The 14,535-nt window shown below is 68.0% G+C and carries 12 protein-coding genes; 3 read left to right on the forward strand and 9 right to left on the reverse strand.

The features are described 5' to 3' along the window. The first annotated feature begins 85 nt into the window (after positions 1-85). Positions 86-751, forward strand: coding sequence for a TetR family transcriptional regulator (locus tag N0B71_RS21240; RefSeq protein ID WP_259754737.1), 666 nt, complete (start codon positions 86-88; stop codon positions 749-751). Positions 752-1,044: 293 nt separating this feature from the next. Here N0B71_RS21240 and N0B71_RS21245 read toward each other — a convergent pair whose 3' ends face one another. The 6 genes from N0B71_RS21245 to N0B71_RS21270 form a co-directional block, all read right to left on the reverse strand. Beyond that, positions 1,045-1,899 (reverse strand): shikimate dehydrogenase, encoded by an 855-nt coding sequence (locus N0B71_RS21245; protein ID WP_259754739.1) that lies wholly within the window; start codon positions 1,897-1,899, stop codon positions 1,045-1,047. A gap of 5 nt (positions 1,900-1,904) precedes the next feature. Beyond that, positions 1,905-2,345: a type II 3-dehydroquinate dehydratase gene (gene aroQ, locus N0B71_RS21250; protein ID WP_259754740.1), complete on the reverse strand. Its 441-nt coding sequence runs from the start codon at positions 2,343-2,345 to the stop codon at positions 1,905-1,907. Positions 2,346-2,800: 455 nt separating this feature from the next. Further along, complete coding sequence (gene lpdA / locus N0B71_RS21255; RefSeq protein ID WP_259754741.1) at positions 2,801-4,207, reverse strand: dihydrolipoyl dehydrogenase; 1,407 nt, start codon at positions 4,205-4,207, stop codon at positions 2,801-2,803. 14 nt (positions 4,208-4,221) lie between these two features. Further along, positions 4,222-5,508, reverse strand: a complete 1,287-nt coding sequence (locus N0B71_RS21260) for a dihydrolipoamide acetyltransferase family protein (RefSeq protein WP_259754742.1) — start codon at positions 5,506-5,508, stop codon at positions 4,222-4,224. Further along, the gene (locus tag N0B71_RS21265; RefSeq protein ID WP_081519779.1) at positions 5,509-6,561 is read right to left on the reverse strand and encodes an alpha-ketoacid dehydrogenase subunit beta; all 1,053 of its coding nucleotides are present in this window, start codon (positions 6,559-6,561) and stop codon (positions 5,509-5,511) included. It lies immediately after the preceding gene. Beyond that, entirely contained in the window at positions 6,558-7,790 is a 1,233-nt protein-coding gene (locus N0B71_RS21270) for a 3-methyl-2-oxobutanoate dehydrogenase (2-methylpropanoyl-transferring) subunit alpha (RefSeq protein WP_259754745.1), read from the reverse strand. The genes N0B71_RS21265 and N0B71_RS21270 overlap by 4 nt, the downstream gene beginning before the upstream one ends. A gap of 273 nt (positions 7,791-8,063) precedes the next feature. Between N0B71_RS21270 and N0B71_RS21275 the strand changes: the two genes are divergently transcribed. Continuing rightward, on the forward strand, positions 8,064-8,525 hold the full coding sequence (locus N0B71_RS21275; protein ID WP_259754746.1) for an Lrp/AsnC family transcriptional regulator: 462 nt from the start codon (positions 8,064-8,066) through the stop codon (positions 8,523-8,525). Positions 8,526-8,954: 429 nt separating this feature from the next. Here N0B71_RS21275 and N0B71_RS21280 read toward each other — a convergent pair whose 3' ends face one another. Then, a complete protein-coding gene (locus N0B71_RS21280) occupies positions 8,955-9,917 on the reverse strand; it encodes a GlxA family transcriptional regulator (RefSeq protein WP_259754747.1) in 963 nt (320 codons plus the stop codon). A gap of 261 nt (positions 9,918-10,178) precedes the next feature. Here N0B71_RS21280 and N0B71_RS21285 point away from each other — a divergent pair, with 261 nt between their 5' ends. Beyond that, the gene (locus N0B71_RS21285) at positions 10,179-10,421 is read left to right on the forward strand and encodes a DUF2790 domain-containing protein (RefSeq protein WP_259754748.1); all 243 of its coding nucleotides are present in this window, start codon (positions 10,179-10,181) and stop codon (positions 10,419-10,421) included. 134 nt (positions 10,422-10,555) lie between these two features. Here N0B71_RS21285 and N0B71_RS21290 read toward each other — a convergent pair whose 3' ends face one another. Then, positions 10,556-11,896, reverse strand: coding sequence for an alginate export family protein (locus N0B71_RS21290; protein ID WP_259754749.1), 1,341 nt, complete (start codon positions 11,894-11,896; stop codon positions 10,556-10,558). Between the two features lie 358 nt (positions 11,897-12,254). Beyond that, complete coding sequence (gene paaZ, locus N0B71_RS21295) at positions 12,255-14,306, reverse strand: phenylacetic acid degradation bifunctional protein PaaZ (protein WP_259754750.1); 2,052 nt, start codon at positions 14,304-14,306, stop codon at positions 12,255-12,257. Between the last annotated feature and the right edge of the window lie 229 nt (positions 14,307-14,535).

Genomic DNA, 14,535 nt, shown 5'->3' on the forward strand with positions numbered 1-14,535 from the left:
CTTCGCGAGGGTGGGGGCGCGCATAATCCGCGCATCCCTTCACCCAAGCAGGCGCCGCCCGGCGCCTGCCAGACGATGCCGAGCCATGACCGACAGCGCTACCCAGCCGATTCCCGCCGAAACCGCTCGCCGGGGCCGCAAGAACAACCCGGAGAAGACCCGCGAGGACATTCTCCAGGCGGCCATCGTCGAGTTCGTCCAGCAGGGCCTTTCCGGGGCGCGGGTGGATGCCATTGCCGAGCGCATGAACACCTCGAAGCGGATGATCTACTACTACTTCGGCAGCAAGGAACAGCTCTACCAGGCGGTGCTGGAGAAGCTCTACGGCGACATCCGCGGCACCGAGCAGACGCTGCACCTGGCCGAGCTGGAGCCGCTGGAGGCCATGCGCCGGCTGGTGGACTTCACCTTCGACCACCACGACCGCAACGTCGATTTCGTGCGCATCGTCTGCATCGAGAACATCCACTACGGCCAGTTCGCCGCGGGCTCCGAGGCGATCCGCTCGATGAACAGCAACATCCTGCGCACCATCGAGGACATCCTCCAGCGCGGCGCCGCCGGCGGCCAGTTCCGCGACGGCCTGCAGGCCATCGACGTGCACATGCTGATCAGCGGGTTCTGCTTCTACCGCGTGTCCAACCGCCACACCGTGGGGTCGCTGTTCCAGATCGAACTGGAAGACGCGGCGGTGAAGGCGCGGCACAAGGACATGATCGTCGAGGCGGTGTTGCGCTACGTGCGGCCCTGAGCCGGGGGGCGTTCGCATTCGGGCGGTTCGCGAGCAAGCTCGCTCCTACAGATCTGGCGCTGGCGCCTCCGGCGGATCGCGGGCATGGCCCGCTCCTACAGGTCCGCATCGGCGCTTTTTGTAGGAGCGAGCTTGCTCGCGAACCCGGTCTTGCGCCGGCGCTGCCGGCGGATCGTGGGCATGGCCCGCTCCTACAGGTGGGAGTTGGCGTAGGAGCGGACTCTGTCCGCGATTGGGTCGGCGTTGCTGGGGGCGCGCAAGGGGGGCGTCATCATCGCGGACTGAGCCCGCTCCTACGCTCCCATCGCCGCGAAATGCGCCAGCATCCGCTCGCTGTCCGCTTCGACGCCGCTGAATAGCTCGAACGCCTTCACCGCCTGGAACACCGCCATGTTGCCGCCATCCAGCGTGCGGCAGCCGAGGCTGCGGGCGTGCCTGAGCAGTTCGGTCTCCAGCGGGAAGTAGATGATTTCGGCCACCCACAGGCGTGGGTGCAGCAGCTCCAGCGGCAACGGCGCGCCGGGTAGCTTGGCCATGCCCACCGGGGTGGTGTTGACCAGCCCGTCCGCCTCGGCGACGGCGCCGGCCAGGTCGTGGCCGACCCGCGCGCGCTGGCCGCCGAAATGCGCGTTGAGGTTGTCCACCAGCGCCTGGGCACGGGCGCTGTCCACCTCGACGATGGTCAATTGCTCCACGCCTTCGGCGAGCAGCGCATGGGCCACCGCCGCGCCCGCGCCGCCGGCGCCCAGCTGCACCACGCGCTCGCGCGGGGCATCGTTGAGGTTGCGCCGGAAGCCTTCGGCAAAGCCCAGGCAGTCGGTGTTGTGCCCGATGCGCTTGCCCTCGCGCAGCACCACGGTGTTCACCGCGCCGATGCCGCGCGCCTCGTCGGAGAGTTCGTGCAGCAGCGGAATCACCGCCTGCTTGCAGGGGAAGGTGATGTTCAGGCCGGTGTAGCCCATGCGCTCGGCGGCGGCGAGCAGGTCGGGCAGGGCGCTGGCGTCGAGTCCCAGGGCATCCAGGTCGATCAGCCGATAGACATAGCGCAGCCCCTGGGCGTCGCCCTCGCGTTCGTGCAGGGTCGGTGTGCGCGACGCCTGGATGCCGGCGCCGATCAGGCCGGCCAGTACGGTGCGGTATTCGCTCATCGTGCTCACCCCTGCAGTCGCTTGGCGAGATGCTGGATGCCGGCGCGGTAGCCATCGCTGCCCAGCCCGGCGATCACGCCCACGGCGATCCCGGACACGTACGAGTGCTGACGGAAGGCCTCGCGCGCGTGCACGTTGGACAGGTGCACTTCGATCACCGGCAGCTCCACGGCGGCGAGCGCATCGCGGATGGCCACCGAGGTGTGGGTCCAGGCGGCGGGGTTGATCAGGATGCCGGCGCAGCGGCCGCGCGCCTGGTGGATCCAGTCGATCAACTGGCCTTCGTGGTTGGTCTGGCGGAATTCGATGTCCAGGCCGTTCTCCGCACCAGTGCGCTGGCACAGCGCGGCGATGTCGTCGAGGGTCTCGCGGCCGTAGGTGGCCGGCTCGCGGGTGCCGAGCAGGTTGAGGTTTGGCCCGTTGAGCACGAGCAGGGTGTGGGGCATGAAGGGGCGCTCCGTTGTTGTTGTATGGCCGCAGGATTCAGGGCCTATGGGAGCAAAATGTACCAAATGGTTAATTAGGTCAATGTGGCGGGGTTCTCGCCATTACTGTGGCGAAAGAACGCGTTCTTGCCGGTAAATCGACCGTAACGGCCGCGAAAGGATGCGGGCGAGGCGATGGTCCCGGTCGGCCGCAATGCCACAATCCGTGCGGTAATCGACCAGGGTGCGTAGGAGCGGACTCCGTCCGCGATCGGTCCGATGTGGCAGAGGACCACTAGGCGGACGTTGTCCGCCGATCGCGGGCGTGGCCCGCTCCTACATAAGCACAACGTTCCCCTGTAGGAGCGGGCCATGCCCGCGACCGCCCAGCGCAGAAGCCACCGGCAAAAAAGACCCGCCAAATCGGCGGGTCAGGAGGAGGAAGCCTGGAGGCCAGGCCGGTTGGAGAGTTCGTGTCAGACGTGCAAGGCGTGCCCCAGCGCGCGCAGCGCCGCTTCCTGCACCGCTTCGCCAAGGGTCGGGTGGGCGTGGATGGTGCCGGCGATGTCTTCCAGGCAGGCGCCCATTTCCAGGGACTGCACGAACGCCGTGGACAGCTCCGACACCGCCTTGCCCACGGCCTGCCAGCCGAGGATCAGGTGGTTGTCCTTGCGCGCCACCACGCGGACGAAGCCATCGCTGGATTCCAGCGTCATGGCACGGCCGTTGGCGGCGAACGGGAAGCTCGCCGTCAGTACGTCGTAGCCGGCGGCCTGGGCCTGCTCCGGGGAGAAGCCCACCACCACCACTTCCGGATCGGTGAAGCACACCGCCGGGATCGCCGTGGGGGTGAAGGCGCGGCGCTTGCCGGCGATGATCTCGGCGACCATCTCGCCCTGGGCCATGGCGCGGTGGGCCAGCATGGGCTCGCCGGCGATGTCGCCGATGGCCCACACATCGCGCATGGAGGTGCGGCACTGGTCGTCGATCCGCACGGCGCGGCCGTTCATGTCCAGGCGCAGGGTGTCGAGGTTCCAGCCGGCGGTGTTGGGGTGGCGGCCGACGGCGACCAGCACCTGGTCGGTCTCGATCACCCGCTGGGACCCGGCGCCGTCCTGCACGCGCAGGCCTTTGCCGTCCGGCTCCAGGCCCATCACGCTGTGGCCCAGGTACAGCTCGATGCCCAGCTTGCGCAGGGCGTTGGCCACCGGCTTGGTCAGCTCTTCGTCATAGGTCGGCAGGATGCGCGGCTGCGCTTCCACCACCGTGACGTCCACGCCCAGCTTGCGGTACGCGGTGCCCAGTTCCAGGCCGATGTAGCCGCCGCCGACCACCGCCAGGCGCTTGGGCAGCGTTTTCGGCGCCAGCGCCTCGGTGGAGGAGATGACGTTGCCGCCCACCGGCAGGAAGGGCAGCTCCACGGATTTCGAGCCGGCCGCCAGCAGCAGGTGCTCGGTGTGGATGTGCTGGGTGCCGCCTTCGGCAAGCTCGACCTCGACGGTCTTGCCATCGACGATCCTCGCCCAGCCGTGCACCACGGTGACGCCGTGTTTCTTGAGCAGGGCGGCGACGCCGGTGGTCAGGCGATCGACGATGCCGTCCTTCCATTCCACGGTGCGCTGGATGTCGATGCTCGGCGCCTGCACGCTGATGCCCAGCGGCGATTTGCCGGCGAACTCGCGGGCCTTGAGGTATTCCTCGGCGGCGTGGATCAGCGCCTTGGAGGGGATGCAGCCGATGTTCAGGCAGGTGCCGCCCAGGGCAGCGCCTTCCACCAGCACGGTGCGGATGCCCAGTTGCCCGGCGCGGATCGCCGCCACGTAGCCGCCGGGGCCGCCACCGATCACCAGCAGGGTGGTTTCGAGAGTCTGGTTCTGTTTCATGTCAGCGGCTTCCGTCAGTCGATGAACAGGGTGGCGGGATGTTCGAGCAGGGCGCGCACGGCCTGGATGAAGGCCGCTGCGTCCATGCCGTCGACCACCCGGTGATCGAAGGACGAAGACAGGTTCATCATCTTGCGCACGACGATCTGCCCGTTGACCACCATGGGCCGCTCGACCATGCGGTTGACACCGACGATGGCGACTTCCGGCAGGTTGATCACCGGCGTGCTGACGATGCCGCCCAAGGCGCCGAGGCTGCTCAGGGTGATGGTCGAGCCGGACAGTTCCTCGCGGCTGGCCTTGCCGTGGCGCGCGGCTTCGGCGAGGCGCGCCACTTCCGCGGCGTTGCCCCACAGGTCGCGGGATTCGGCGTTGCGCAGCACCGGCACCATCAGGCCGTTGTCGCTCTGGGTGGCGACGCCCAGGTGCACCGCGCCGTAGCGGGTGATCACGTCGGCTTCGTCGTCATAGCGCGCGTTGAGCTGCGGGAAGTCGCGCAGGGCGACGACCATGGCGCGGGCGATGAAGGGCAGCAGGGTGAGCTTGCCGCGGGCCGCGGCGTGCTTGGCGTTGAGGTGCACGCGCAGCGCTTCGAGGTCGGTGACGTCGATTTCCTCGACGTAGCTGAAGTGCGGGATGCGCCGCTTGGCCTCGGCCATCTTCTGCGCGATCTTGCGGCGCAGGCCGATCACCGGGATCTGGTGCTCGTCGTGGCGCGCGGCGTAGCCGGAGGCGATGGTCGCGCCGCCGTGCTCCAGGTAGTGCTCCAGGTCTTCATGGAGGATGCGCCCGGCCGGGCCGCTGCCCTGGACGAACTGCAGCTCCACGCCCAGGTCGCGGGCGCGCTGGCGCACTGCCGGCGAGGCCAGGGGCTTCTCCCCCGGCGCGCGGCGCGGTGCCGGCGACGGAGCGGGGCGCGCGGCAGGGGCGACCGGCTTGCTTTCCACGCGCGGAGCCGGTTTGGGGGCTTCGGCGGCCGGCGCCGGTTTGGCTTCCGGCTTGACCGCCGGCGCCTCTTCGTGGGGCTTGGGCTGCGCGGCTTCGCGATGGTTGCCGTGGCCTTCCACCTCCAGGCGGATCAGCTCGCCGCCCACGGCCATGACCTGGCCGGGCACGCCGCCCAGGGCGAGGATCTTGCCGGCCACCGGCGAGGGGATTTCCACGGTGGCCTTGTCCGTCATGACTTCCGCCAGCAACTGGTCCTCCTGGACTTCGTCGCCGACCTGGACATGCCACTCCACCAGCTCGACCTCGGCAATGCCTTCGCCGATGTCCGGCATCTTGATGACGTGAGTGCCCATTCAGACCTCCATGGCGCGCTTGAAGGCCGCGCCGACGCGGGCGGGGCCGGGGAAGTAGTCCCATTCCTGGGCGTGCGGGTAGGGCGTGTCCCAGCCGGTCACGCGGGCAATCGGGGCTTCGAGGTGGTGGAAGCAGTTCTCCTGCACCAGCGACATCAGCTCGGCGCCGTAGCCGCAGGTGCGGGTGGCCTCGTGGACGATGACGCAGCGGCCGGTCTTCTTCACCGACTCGACGATGGTGTCCAGGTCCAGCGGCCAGAGGCTGCGCAGGTCGATGATCTCGGCATCGATGCCGGTCTCCTCGGCGGCGGTCTGGGCCACGTAGACGGTGGTGCCGTAGGTGAGCACGGTCAACTCGCTACCGGGGCGGGCGATGGCGGCCTTGTCCAGCGGCACGCTGTAGTAGCCCTCCGGCACCTGGCTGGCCGGGTGCTTGGACCACGGGGTCACCGGGCGGTCGTGGTGGCCGTCGAACGGGCCGTTATACAGGCGCTTGGGTTCGAGGAAGATCACCGGGTCGTCGTTCTCGATGCAGGCGATCAGCAGGCCCTTGGCGTCGTAGGGGTTGGACGGCATGACAGTGCGCAGGCCGCAGACCTGGGTGAACATCGCCTCCGGGCTCTGGCTGTGGGTCTGGCCGCCGTAGATGCCGCCGCCGCAGGGCATGCGCACGACCATGGGCACGGTGAAATCGTTGACCGAGCGGTAGCGGATGCGCGCGGCTTCCGACACCAGTTGGTCGGTGGCCGGGTAGACGTAGTCGGCGAACTGGATTTCCACCACCGGGCGCAGGCCGTAGGCGCCCATGCCGACGGCGGCGCCGATGATGCCGCTCTCGGAGATCGGCGCGTCGAACACCCGCGAGGTGCCGTACTTCTTCTGCAGGCCTTCGGTGCAGCGGAACACGCCGCCGAAGTAACCGACGTCCTGGCCGAACACCACGACGTTGTCGTCGCGTTCGAGCATCACGTCCATGGCCGAGCGCAGCGCCTGGATCATGGTCATGCTGGTGACCGCCTGGGCGTTCTCGTGTTGCTGGTTCATGGCATTCATACCCCGAGCTCCTGACGCTGCCGGCGCAGGTGTTCCGGCAGGTCCTTGTAAACGTCGTCGAACAGGTTGGCGGCGCTGAACACGTGGCCGTCCACCAGCGAGCCGTGGCGTTCGGCCTCCTTCTGGGCAGCGATCACTTCGGCTTCCAGCTCCTTCTTCAGCGCTTCCTGCTGCTCCTCGGACCAGATGCCGAGGCCGATCAGGTGCTGCTTGAGGCGGGCGATGGGGTCGCCCAGGGGGAAGTTGGTCCAGTCGTCGGCGGGGCGGTACTTGGACGGGTCGTCCGAGGTCGAGTGCGGGCCGGCGCGGTAGGTGACCCACTCGATCAGGCTCGGGCCGTGGCCGCGGCGGGCGCGCTCGGCGGCCCATTGCGACGCGGCGTAGACGGCGAGGAAGTCGTTGCCGTCCACCCGCAGCGAGGCGATGCCGCAGCCCACGCCACGGTTGGCGAAGGTGGTGCCTTCACCGCCGGCGATGGCCTGGAAGGTGGAGATCGCCCACTGGTTGTTGACCACGTTGAGGATCACCGGCGCGCGGTACACGTGGGCGAAGGTAAGGGCGGTGTGGAAGTCGGATTCGGCGGTGGCGCCGTCGCCGATCCAGGCCGAGGAAATCCGCGTGTCGCCCTTGATCGCCGAGGCCATGCCCCAGCCGACCGCCTGGATGAACTGGGTGGCGAGGTTGCCGGAGATGGAGAAGAAACCCTTCTCGCGGCTGGAGTACATGATCGGCAGCTGGCGGCCCTTGAGCGGGTCCTGCTCGTTGGAGAGCAGCTGGCAGATCATGTCCTTGAGCGGGTAGTCGCGGGTGATCAGGATGCCCTGCTGACGGTAGGTCGGGAAGGTCATGTCGCCATCGCGCAGGGCCATGGTGTGGGCGGTGGCGATGGCCTCTTCACCTAGGCACTGCATGTAGAAGGACATCTTCTTCTGGCGCTGGGCGGTGAGCATGCGGGCGTCGAAGATGCGCGTCTTGAGCATCAGACGCATGCCGCGCAGCAGCTGCTCGTGGCTCAGGTCCGGAGCCCAGGGGCCGACGGCGTTGCCGTCTTCATCGAGCACGCGCACCAGGCTGAAGGCCAGGTCGGTGGTCTGCGCGGGTTCGACGTCGATGGCGGGCTTGCGCACCTCGCCGGCGGGCGACAGGTGCAGGTAGGAGAAGTCGGTCTTGCAACCCGGGCGCCCGGTGGGCTCGGGGACGTGCAGGCGGAGCGGAGCGTAGTCGGTCATGGCGGGTCTCCAGTTGTGATCGTGGGTGTGGATCAGCGAACGGAAGCGGCCATGCCTGGCGGGCGCACCCGGCCGGGTAAGGCTACGGTGCGGGTGCCGCGCAGGGTTGCGCAGCGGGTGGTGACATCACTCATGGTGAGGTCCTCGGTTGTTGTAGTTGTGGTTTCAGTATAGGTGTGACCGATTGGTTTTTTGCTCCAAATTGACTAGGTCAGAGCTTACGGATTAGTGTGTTTGAACTATAAAAGCAACCTTCCGTAGTACTGAGGAAAAATGGCTGAACTGGACCGCACCGACCTGAAAATCCTCCGCGCCCTGGCCGACGATGGCCGGCTCTCCTGGCGTGACCTGGCGCAGAACATCGGCCTGTCGCTGACCCCGACCTTGCGCCGGGTTCGCCGCCTGGAGGAGGAGCAGTACATCCAAGGCTACTTCGCCCGCCTTGACGAGGAACGCCTGTCCGGCGGCATGAGCGTGTTCGTCTCGGTGTCCCTGGAAAAACAGACCGGCGACTACCTCGCGCGGTTCGAAGAACGCATCGTCCAGGCGCCGCAGGTGATGAGCTGCTTCCAGATGACCGGCGACGCCGACTACATGCTGCGGGTGGTGGTGAAGGACCTGTCGGCGTACCAGCTGTTTCTCACCAACACGCTGACGCAGATCCCGGGTGTGGCGGGGATCAAGTCGGCGTTCGCCTTGAAGTCGGTGATGCTGCGCTCGGCGCCGCCGATCTGACCGGCGGCCAGGGCGCCCGTCGCGGGCCGTCCGGCTGGCTGTAGGAGCGAGCTTGCTCGCGAACACGCGGCCCAGCGTGGCGCCGACCCGATCGCGGATGAATCCGCTCCTACAAGAGCCCGCACCCGCCCGGGCGTAGGAGCGGACCTTGTCCGCGAATCCAACAGGCCCATTGCGGGCCGTCCGGCTGACGGTAGGAGCGAGCGTGCTCGCGAACCCGCCGCCCGGCGTGGCGCCGACCGTGATCGCGGATGAATCCGCTCCTACAAGAGCCCGCACCTGCTTGGGCGTAGGAGCGGACCTTGTCCGCGAATCTAACAGGCCCATTGCGGGCCGCCCGGCTGACGGTAGGAGCGAGCTTGCTCGCGAACACGCGGCCCGGCGTGGCGCCGACCCGATCGCGGATGAATCCGCTCCTACAAGAGCCGATCACCCCTCGCGACGAAACTGCTCGCGATACTGCGTCGGCGTCACGCCCAGGCGCTGGACGAACACCAGGCGCATGCGCGCCGCGCTGCCGAAGCCGCAGCGCCAGGCGATCATCTTCAGCGCGTGGTCACTGCCTTCGAGCATCCCGCGCGCGGCGTCGATGCGCGCGCGCTGGACGAACTCCGCCGGCGTCACGCCCGTTTCGCGCACGAAGAGGCGGGCGAAGCTGCGCGGGCTCATCGCCACCTCGGCGGCCAGCTGCGGCACGCCCAGTGGCTGGTCGAGATGTTCCTGCACATGGCGCTGGATGCGCGCCACCGGCGAGGCTTCATCCGCTGGCGCCTGCAGGAAGGGGCTGAACTGCGACTGGCCGCCCTGGCGCTGCGCCACCACCAGCAGCCGTTTCGCCACCGACAGCGCCACCGCCGCGCCGTGGTCCTCGGCAACCAGGGCCAACGCCAGGTCGATACCGGCCGTGACGCCGGCCGAGGTCACCAGCGCGCCATCGCGCACATGAATGCGATCGGGCTCCACCCGCGCGCGCGGGAACAACTCGGCGAGGCGCCGCGCATCGCTCCAGTGCGTCGTCACCTGCCTGTCGTCGAGCAAGCCGGCGTGGCCGAGCAGGAAGGCGCCGGTGCAGATCGAGCCGTAGCGCGGCGTCCGCGCGCAGGCATCGCGCAGCCAGTGGAGCAATTCGGGCGCGGGCGCTGCTTGGGGCAGTCCCGGCCCGCCCGGCACCAGCAGGATATCGGCGGCGGGATGGCCCTGATCGAGAGTGCAATCGGCACCGAGCCACTGCCCGTTGGAGGCGCGCAACGGCAGGGGCGGTGCGGCCAGCGTCACCACCTGGTAGCCCTGGCCGGCGGGCACGAAGGCGTTGGCCTCGGCGAATACGTCCAGTGGCCCGGACACATCCAGCGCCTGTACGCCGGGGAACAGCAGCATGGCCACGCGCTTCATCGCGCCTCCCGATCCGATCGATGGCATTCATTCTTGCGGCCGGTGCGCCTGGCTGCAAATGCAACGAGGGAGCGAATGCTGCCAATCAGCCAACAATGCGCGCCACAATCACAGCTGAATCGCGGCTAGCAAGGCTTTATTGTTGCGCGATTTGCAGAAATGCATTGTCGAAGTCGGTCTGTGTCCGGCAGTGGGCATCGGCTAGATTTATGGCAGTGGGCCACGATCAACGCGACCCGCGTGATCCCTGAGGTTCCTGCCATGAAAACCCTCCTTTCCAGCCTGTTCGCCATTCCCGCCCTGCTGTTGACCTTCAGCGCCTTCGCCGACGACGCCGTCGTCTACCACTACGGCATGCCGCTGGACGTCGCCCAGGTGCTGAGCATCACCCAGCCCGACACCGGCTGCGAAGTCAGCCAGGCCACCATGGTCTACCTGGACTCCCACGGCCAGCAGCACACCGTCAAATACCTGCGCCAGACCCCGAGCTGCAGCGACGTCTGAGCCAGGCGCCAAGCGGCTCCAGCCTTCATCACTGCCGGTTGGCCAGCGCGTTCGGTGAACGGCTGGCGCCGGCAGTTTGCCGTCCCGGTCCGGACATCGCCGGCTAGCGCGCGAGCGTCCCGGCGATGCGGCCCTCAGAACGTCGTGGAGAACAGCAACTGGCTGTAGAGGTTGCTGTTGTCGTTGCCGAGCTGGGTGCCGCCTTCGGCCGCGCTCTTCTTCGGCTGGTACAGGCCCACCAGCGGGATGATCATCAGGTGCTCGTTGACCGCCCACTCGGCGTAGAGGTCCAGCTCGTTGGCGTCGGTGTTCCCCAGGTCGGTGTCCAGGGTGTGGAAGTCGAACCACTGCAGGCCGACGCTGACGTTCTCCAGCGGGCTGACCTTGGCGCCGATGTTGTGCACGCGGGTGTTGCTGTTGAACGGGCCGGCATAGTTGCCCGCCACTTCGCCCTGGAACCAGGTGCCGAAGCCACGGCTGAAGCCGTAGAACAGCGGATCGTAGCCTTCCGAGAAGCGGCTGAAGCGGTAGCTGACGTAGGGCTTCCACGCGACGTCGGAGAAGGTCCAGCCGGCTTCCAGGTACCAGGCATTCTCGTCGGAGGACGCGCCATTGTCCGTGTGGCGCTTGTCCTGCCAGGCGTATTCGCCGGAGAGGAACAGGTTCTCCACGCCGGCGTTGCCGGTGCCGCGCAGGCTGTAGGTCTTCATGTCCTGGCGGGCAAGCTGGGCGGGCGAAGCGTATTGCTCGTCGATGTCGTTCACGTCGATATAGGTCAGGCCGACGGTGCCTGCCTGGGCGACGTGTTCGAGGGTGGCGACGTACAGCTCGGACTTGGCCTGGGCGCGGTTGTCGGACTTCAGGCGCATCAGGTCGCCACGCCAGCCTTCCTTGCCGCCGATGCGCAGCACGGCGGTTTCGTCGAAGGCGCGGCGGCCGGCCAGGTAGTAGGCGCCGCCACGGTTGAATTCGCCATCGGCGACGCCCTTGCCCAGGTTCAGGGCGTCGCCGTCGATCAGGAAGCCGTCGCCGACCACGATGTTCTGGCGGCCGAAGGACAGGTCGATGCCGTCCTCGCCCAGTACCGGGAACAGCCCGGCCGAACGCCAGCCGGCGTAGGCGTCCTCGATCCGGGTGGTGCGTTCGGAGCCGTCGCTGAAGCCGGCCGCATCGCCGTCGCCCCAGGTGGCGGAGCTGAGCAGGTTGAAGGCGCCGTAGGCGGTTCCCGTGCCGCCGAGCTTCTGGTCCCCGCTCAGGCCGTACTTGACGAAGCCCTCCTGCCAGGAGGACGAACCTTCATCCAGGGTGCCGCTCATGGTGTAGCGCTCCTGGCTGTGGAACAGCCCGAAGGTCGCCGAGAGGTCGGCGTTGAGGTGCGTGTCATCGGTGGCGTAGAGCTGGTAGGCGCTGGCGGAACCGGCCCCGGCGACGAGCAGGGCGAGCAGGGCGGGGCGCAGCACGGCGGCGTGTGTCATGGCGAAGGCATCCGTTTCGTTATTGTCGATTGAGGGGATATGGCTTCTGCCGATGCTAAGTAAGGGCTGGTCCCGTGCCGTTGCGTGTGTCTGCCAAGTGATTGGGTGTCGTTGCCAGATCGCGGGGGCATCCCGGCAGGCTCGCTCCCGCAGTCCATGCCCGCGTGCTTTTCGTAGGAGCGAGCTTGCTCGCGAACCCGCTTGACGCAGGAGCTGCCGGGGGCTCGTTCGCGAGCAAGCTCGCTCCTACAGTCCAGGCCCCTGTTCTTTTTGTAGAAGCCGGGCGGGCTTCGCAGAGATGAAAAAACCGGCCCGAAGGCCGGTTCAGAGTGGCGCGGGGGTTGCTGCGCTCAGCGCGTCAGGGGCGCTTGAGGACCAGGGTGAGGATGTCGTAGCTGGCCACCAGTTTGCCGAGCTGGTTGGTGACTTCCACGTCCCAGGCCACCACGCCCTGCGGCTCGCCCTTGGGGCTCTTCTTGCCCTGGTCGATCTTGCGCTTGCAGGTCAGGCGCGCCTGGATGGTGTCGCCGATGCCCACCGGATTGATGAAGCGCAGGGTGTCCAGACCGTAGTTGGCCAGCACCGGGCCGACGCCGGGGGAGACGAACAGGCCGGCCGCCGCCGAGAGCACGAAGTAGCCGTGGGCGATGCGCTTGCCGAACTGCGAGTCCTTCGCCGCCAGTTCATCGAAGTGCATGTAGAAGTGGTCGCCCGACAGGCAGCCGAAGTTGACCAAATCGGCCTCGGTGACGGTGCGGCGGTGGGTCAGCAGCGACTCGCCGATCTTCAGGTCGTCGAAATGGCGGCGGAACGGGTGGACCTCGGTCTCGTAGACCTTGGCGCCGCGCACGTATTCGCCGGTGACGGCCATCAGCATGCTCGGCGAGCCCTGTACGGCGGTGCGTTGCAGATAGTGCTTCACCGCGCGCAGGCCGCCCAGTTCCTCGCCGCCGCCGGCGCGACCCGGGCCGCCGTGCTTGAGCACCGGCAGCGGCGAGCCGTGGCCGGTGGATTCGGCGGCGGATTCGCGGTCGAGGATGTGCAGGCGGCCGTGCAGCGCGCCCATGGCCGGCACGACCTTGGCGGCGACCTGCGGATCACGGGTGATCAGGCTGGCGACCAGGCTGCCCTTGCCGCGGGCGGCGAGGGCGATGGCTTCGTCGATGTCGTCGTAGGCCATCAGGGTGCTCACCGGGCCGAAGGCCTCGATGTCGTGGGCACCGCCTTCGGCGTGCGGGTCGCGGCTGCGCAGCAGGGTCGGAGCGAAGAAAGCGCCTTCGTTGACGCCGTCGCCGCGCGGGGCGAAGCCATCTTTTGCGCCGAAGACCAGCTCGCTGGACTTCAGCAGCGCGTCGACCCGCTCGGCAACGTCGGACTGCTGGGCGTGGGAGGCCAGGGCGCCCATCTTCACGCCTTCCACCGATGGGTCGCCGACCACGACCTTGGCCAGGCGCGCACGCAGGCGCTCGGCCACGGCATCGATGTGCCGGGCGGGAACGATGGCGCGGCGGATGGCGGTGCATTTCTGCCCGGCTTTCACGGTCATCTCGCGGGCGACTTCCTTGACGAAGAGGTCGAACTCCTCGTCGTCGGGGGTGACGTCCGGGGCGAGGATGGCGCAGTTCAGCGAGTCGGCCTCGGCATTGAACGGCACCGAGTGGCGGATCAGGTTCGGATTGACCCGCAGCTTGGCGGCGGTGTCGGCGGAACCGGTGAAGGTCACCACGTCCTGGCCCTGCAGGCGGTCGAGCAGGTCGCCGGTGCCGCCGATGATCAGCTGCAGGCTGCCGGCCGGCAACAGGCCGGACTCGTGCATCAGGCGCACGGCGGCTTCGGTGATGTAGCTGGTGGCGGTGGCCGGTTTGACAATGCACGGCATGCCGGCGAGGAAGCTCGGCGCGAACTTCTCCAGCATCCCCCAGATGGGGAAGTTGAAGGCGTTGATGTGCACGGCGATGCCGCCGCGCGGCACCAGGATGTGGCTGCCGGCGAACGTGCCGGTCTTGCCCAGGGGGATGGCCGGGCCTTCGTGGACGACGTTGCCCGACGGCAGCTCGCGGCCGCCGACGCCAGCGTAGGCGAACAGGGTGCCGGCGCCGCCTTCGATGTCGATCCAGCTGTCGGCGCGGGTGGCGCCGCTGTGGCGGGAAATCTCGTAGAGCTGCTCCTTGCGCTCGGTCAGGTACAGCGCAAGGGCCTTCAGGCGCTGGGCGCGCTGCTGGAAGTCCATGGACATCAGCTCTTTCAGGCCCTGTTCGCGGGCATGGGCGACGGCTTGCTCGAAGTCCAGCGCCTCTTCGTGGGTGCGCGCCACGGTCTGGCCGTTGAGCGCGCTACGCAGCGCCTGGGCGCCATGCTGGCCGACCCAGCGGCCGCCGATGAAACTTTGCAGGATTGGCGCTTGGGCCATGGTTGTCTTCCTCCGGATCGCTACGCAAGGGGCCGGCGGGTGCCGGTGGCCGCCGCGCCGGGTGGGCGTTGGCGGCGTGTTGTCAGGTGGCGGGACGAGGCCGCCGGATAAGGTCCGCCAGGGCTTTGTGGGCGTGGGCGGTGGAACATGAACGATTCGTCGCTGGGCGGGACCATCGCGGACGGAGTCCGCTCCTACCCAGTGCCGATCCCCGCGTAGGAGCGGACTC

The sequence above is a fragment of the Pseudomonas sp. GCEP-101 genome (assembly GCF_025133575.1).
In the GTDB taxonomy this organism is placed as follows: domain Bacteria; phylum Pseudomonadota; class Gammaproteobacteria; order Pseudomonadales; family Pseudomonadaceae; genus Pseudomonas; species Pseudomonas nitroreducens_B.

Coding starts and splice junctions, on each gene's coding strand:
- N0B71_RS21290 (WP_259754749.1), bottom strand. CDS start 11,896: ATGACACACGCCGCCGTGCTGCGCCCCGCCCTGCTCGCCCTGCTCGTC.
- N0B71_RS21275 (WP_259754746.1), top strand. CDS start 8,064: ATGGCTGAACTGGACCGCACCGACCTGAAAATCCTCCGCGCCCTGGCC.
- N0B71_RS21280 (WP_259754747.1), bottom strand. CDS start 9,917: ATGAAGCGCGTGGCCATGCTGCTGTTCCCCGGCGTACAGGCGCTGGAT.
- N0B71_RS21240 (WP_259754737.1), top strand. CDS start 86: ATGACCGACAGCGCTACCCAGCCGATTCCCGCCGAAACCGCTCGCCGG.
- N0B71_RS21270 (WP_259754745.1), bottom strand. CDS start 7,790: ATGACCGACTACGCTCCGCTCCGCCTGCACGTCCCCGAGCCCACCGGG.
- N0B71_RS21265 (WP_081519779.1), bottom strand. CDS start 6,561: ATGAATGCCATGAACCAGCAACACGAGAACGCCCAGGCGGTCACCAGC.
- paaZ (WP_259754750.1), bottom strand. CDS start 14,306: ATGGCCCAAGCGCCAATCCTGCAAAGTTTCATCGGCGGCCGCTGGGTC.
- N0B71_RS21245 (WP_259754739.1), bottom strand. CDS start 1,899: ATGAGCGAATACCGCACCGTACTGGCCGGCCTGATCGGCGCCGGCATC.
- aroQ (WP_259754740.1), bottom strand. CDS start 2,345: ATGCCCCACACCCTGCTCGTGCTCAACGGGCCAAACCTCAACCTGCTC.
- lpdA (WP_259754741.1), bottom strand. CDS start 4,207: ATGAAACAGAACCAGACTCTCGAAACCACCCTGCTGGTGATCGGTGGC.
- N0B71_RS21260 (WP_259754742.1), bottom strand. CDS start 5,508: ATGGGCACTCACGTCATCAAGATGCCGGACATCGGCGAAGGCATTGCC.
- N0B71_RS21285 (WP_259754748.1), top strand. CDS start 10,179: ATGAAAACCCTCCTTTCCAGCCTGTTCGCCATTCCCGCCCTGCTGTTG.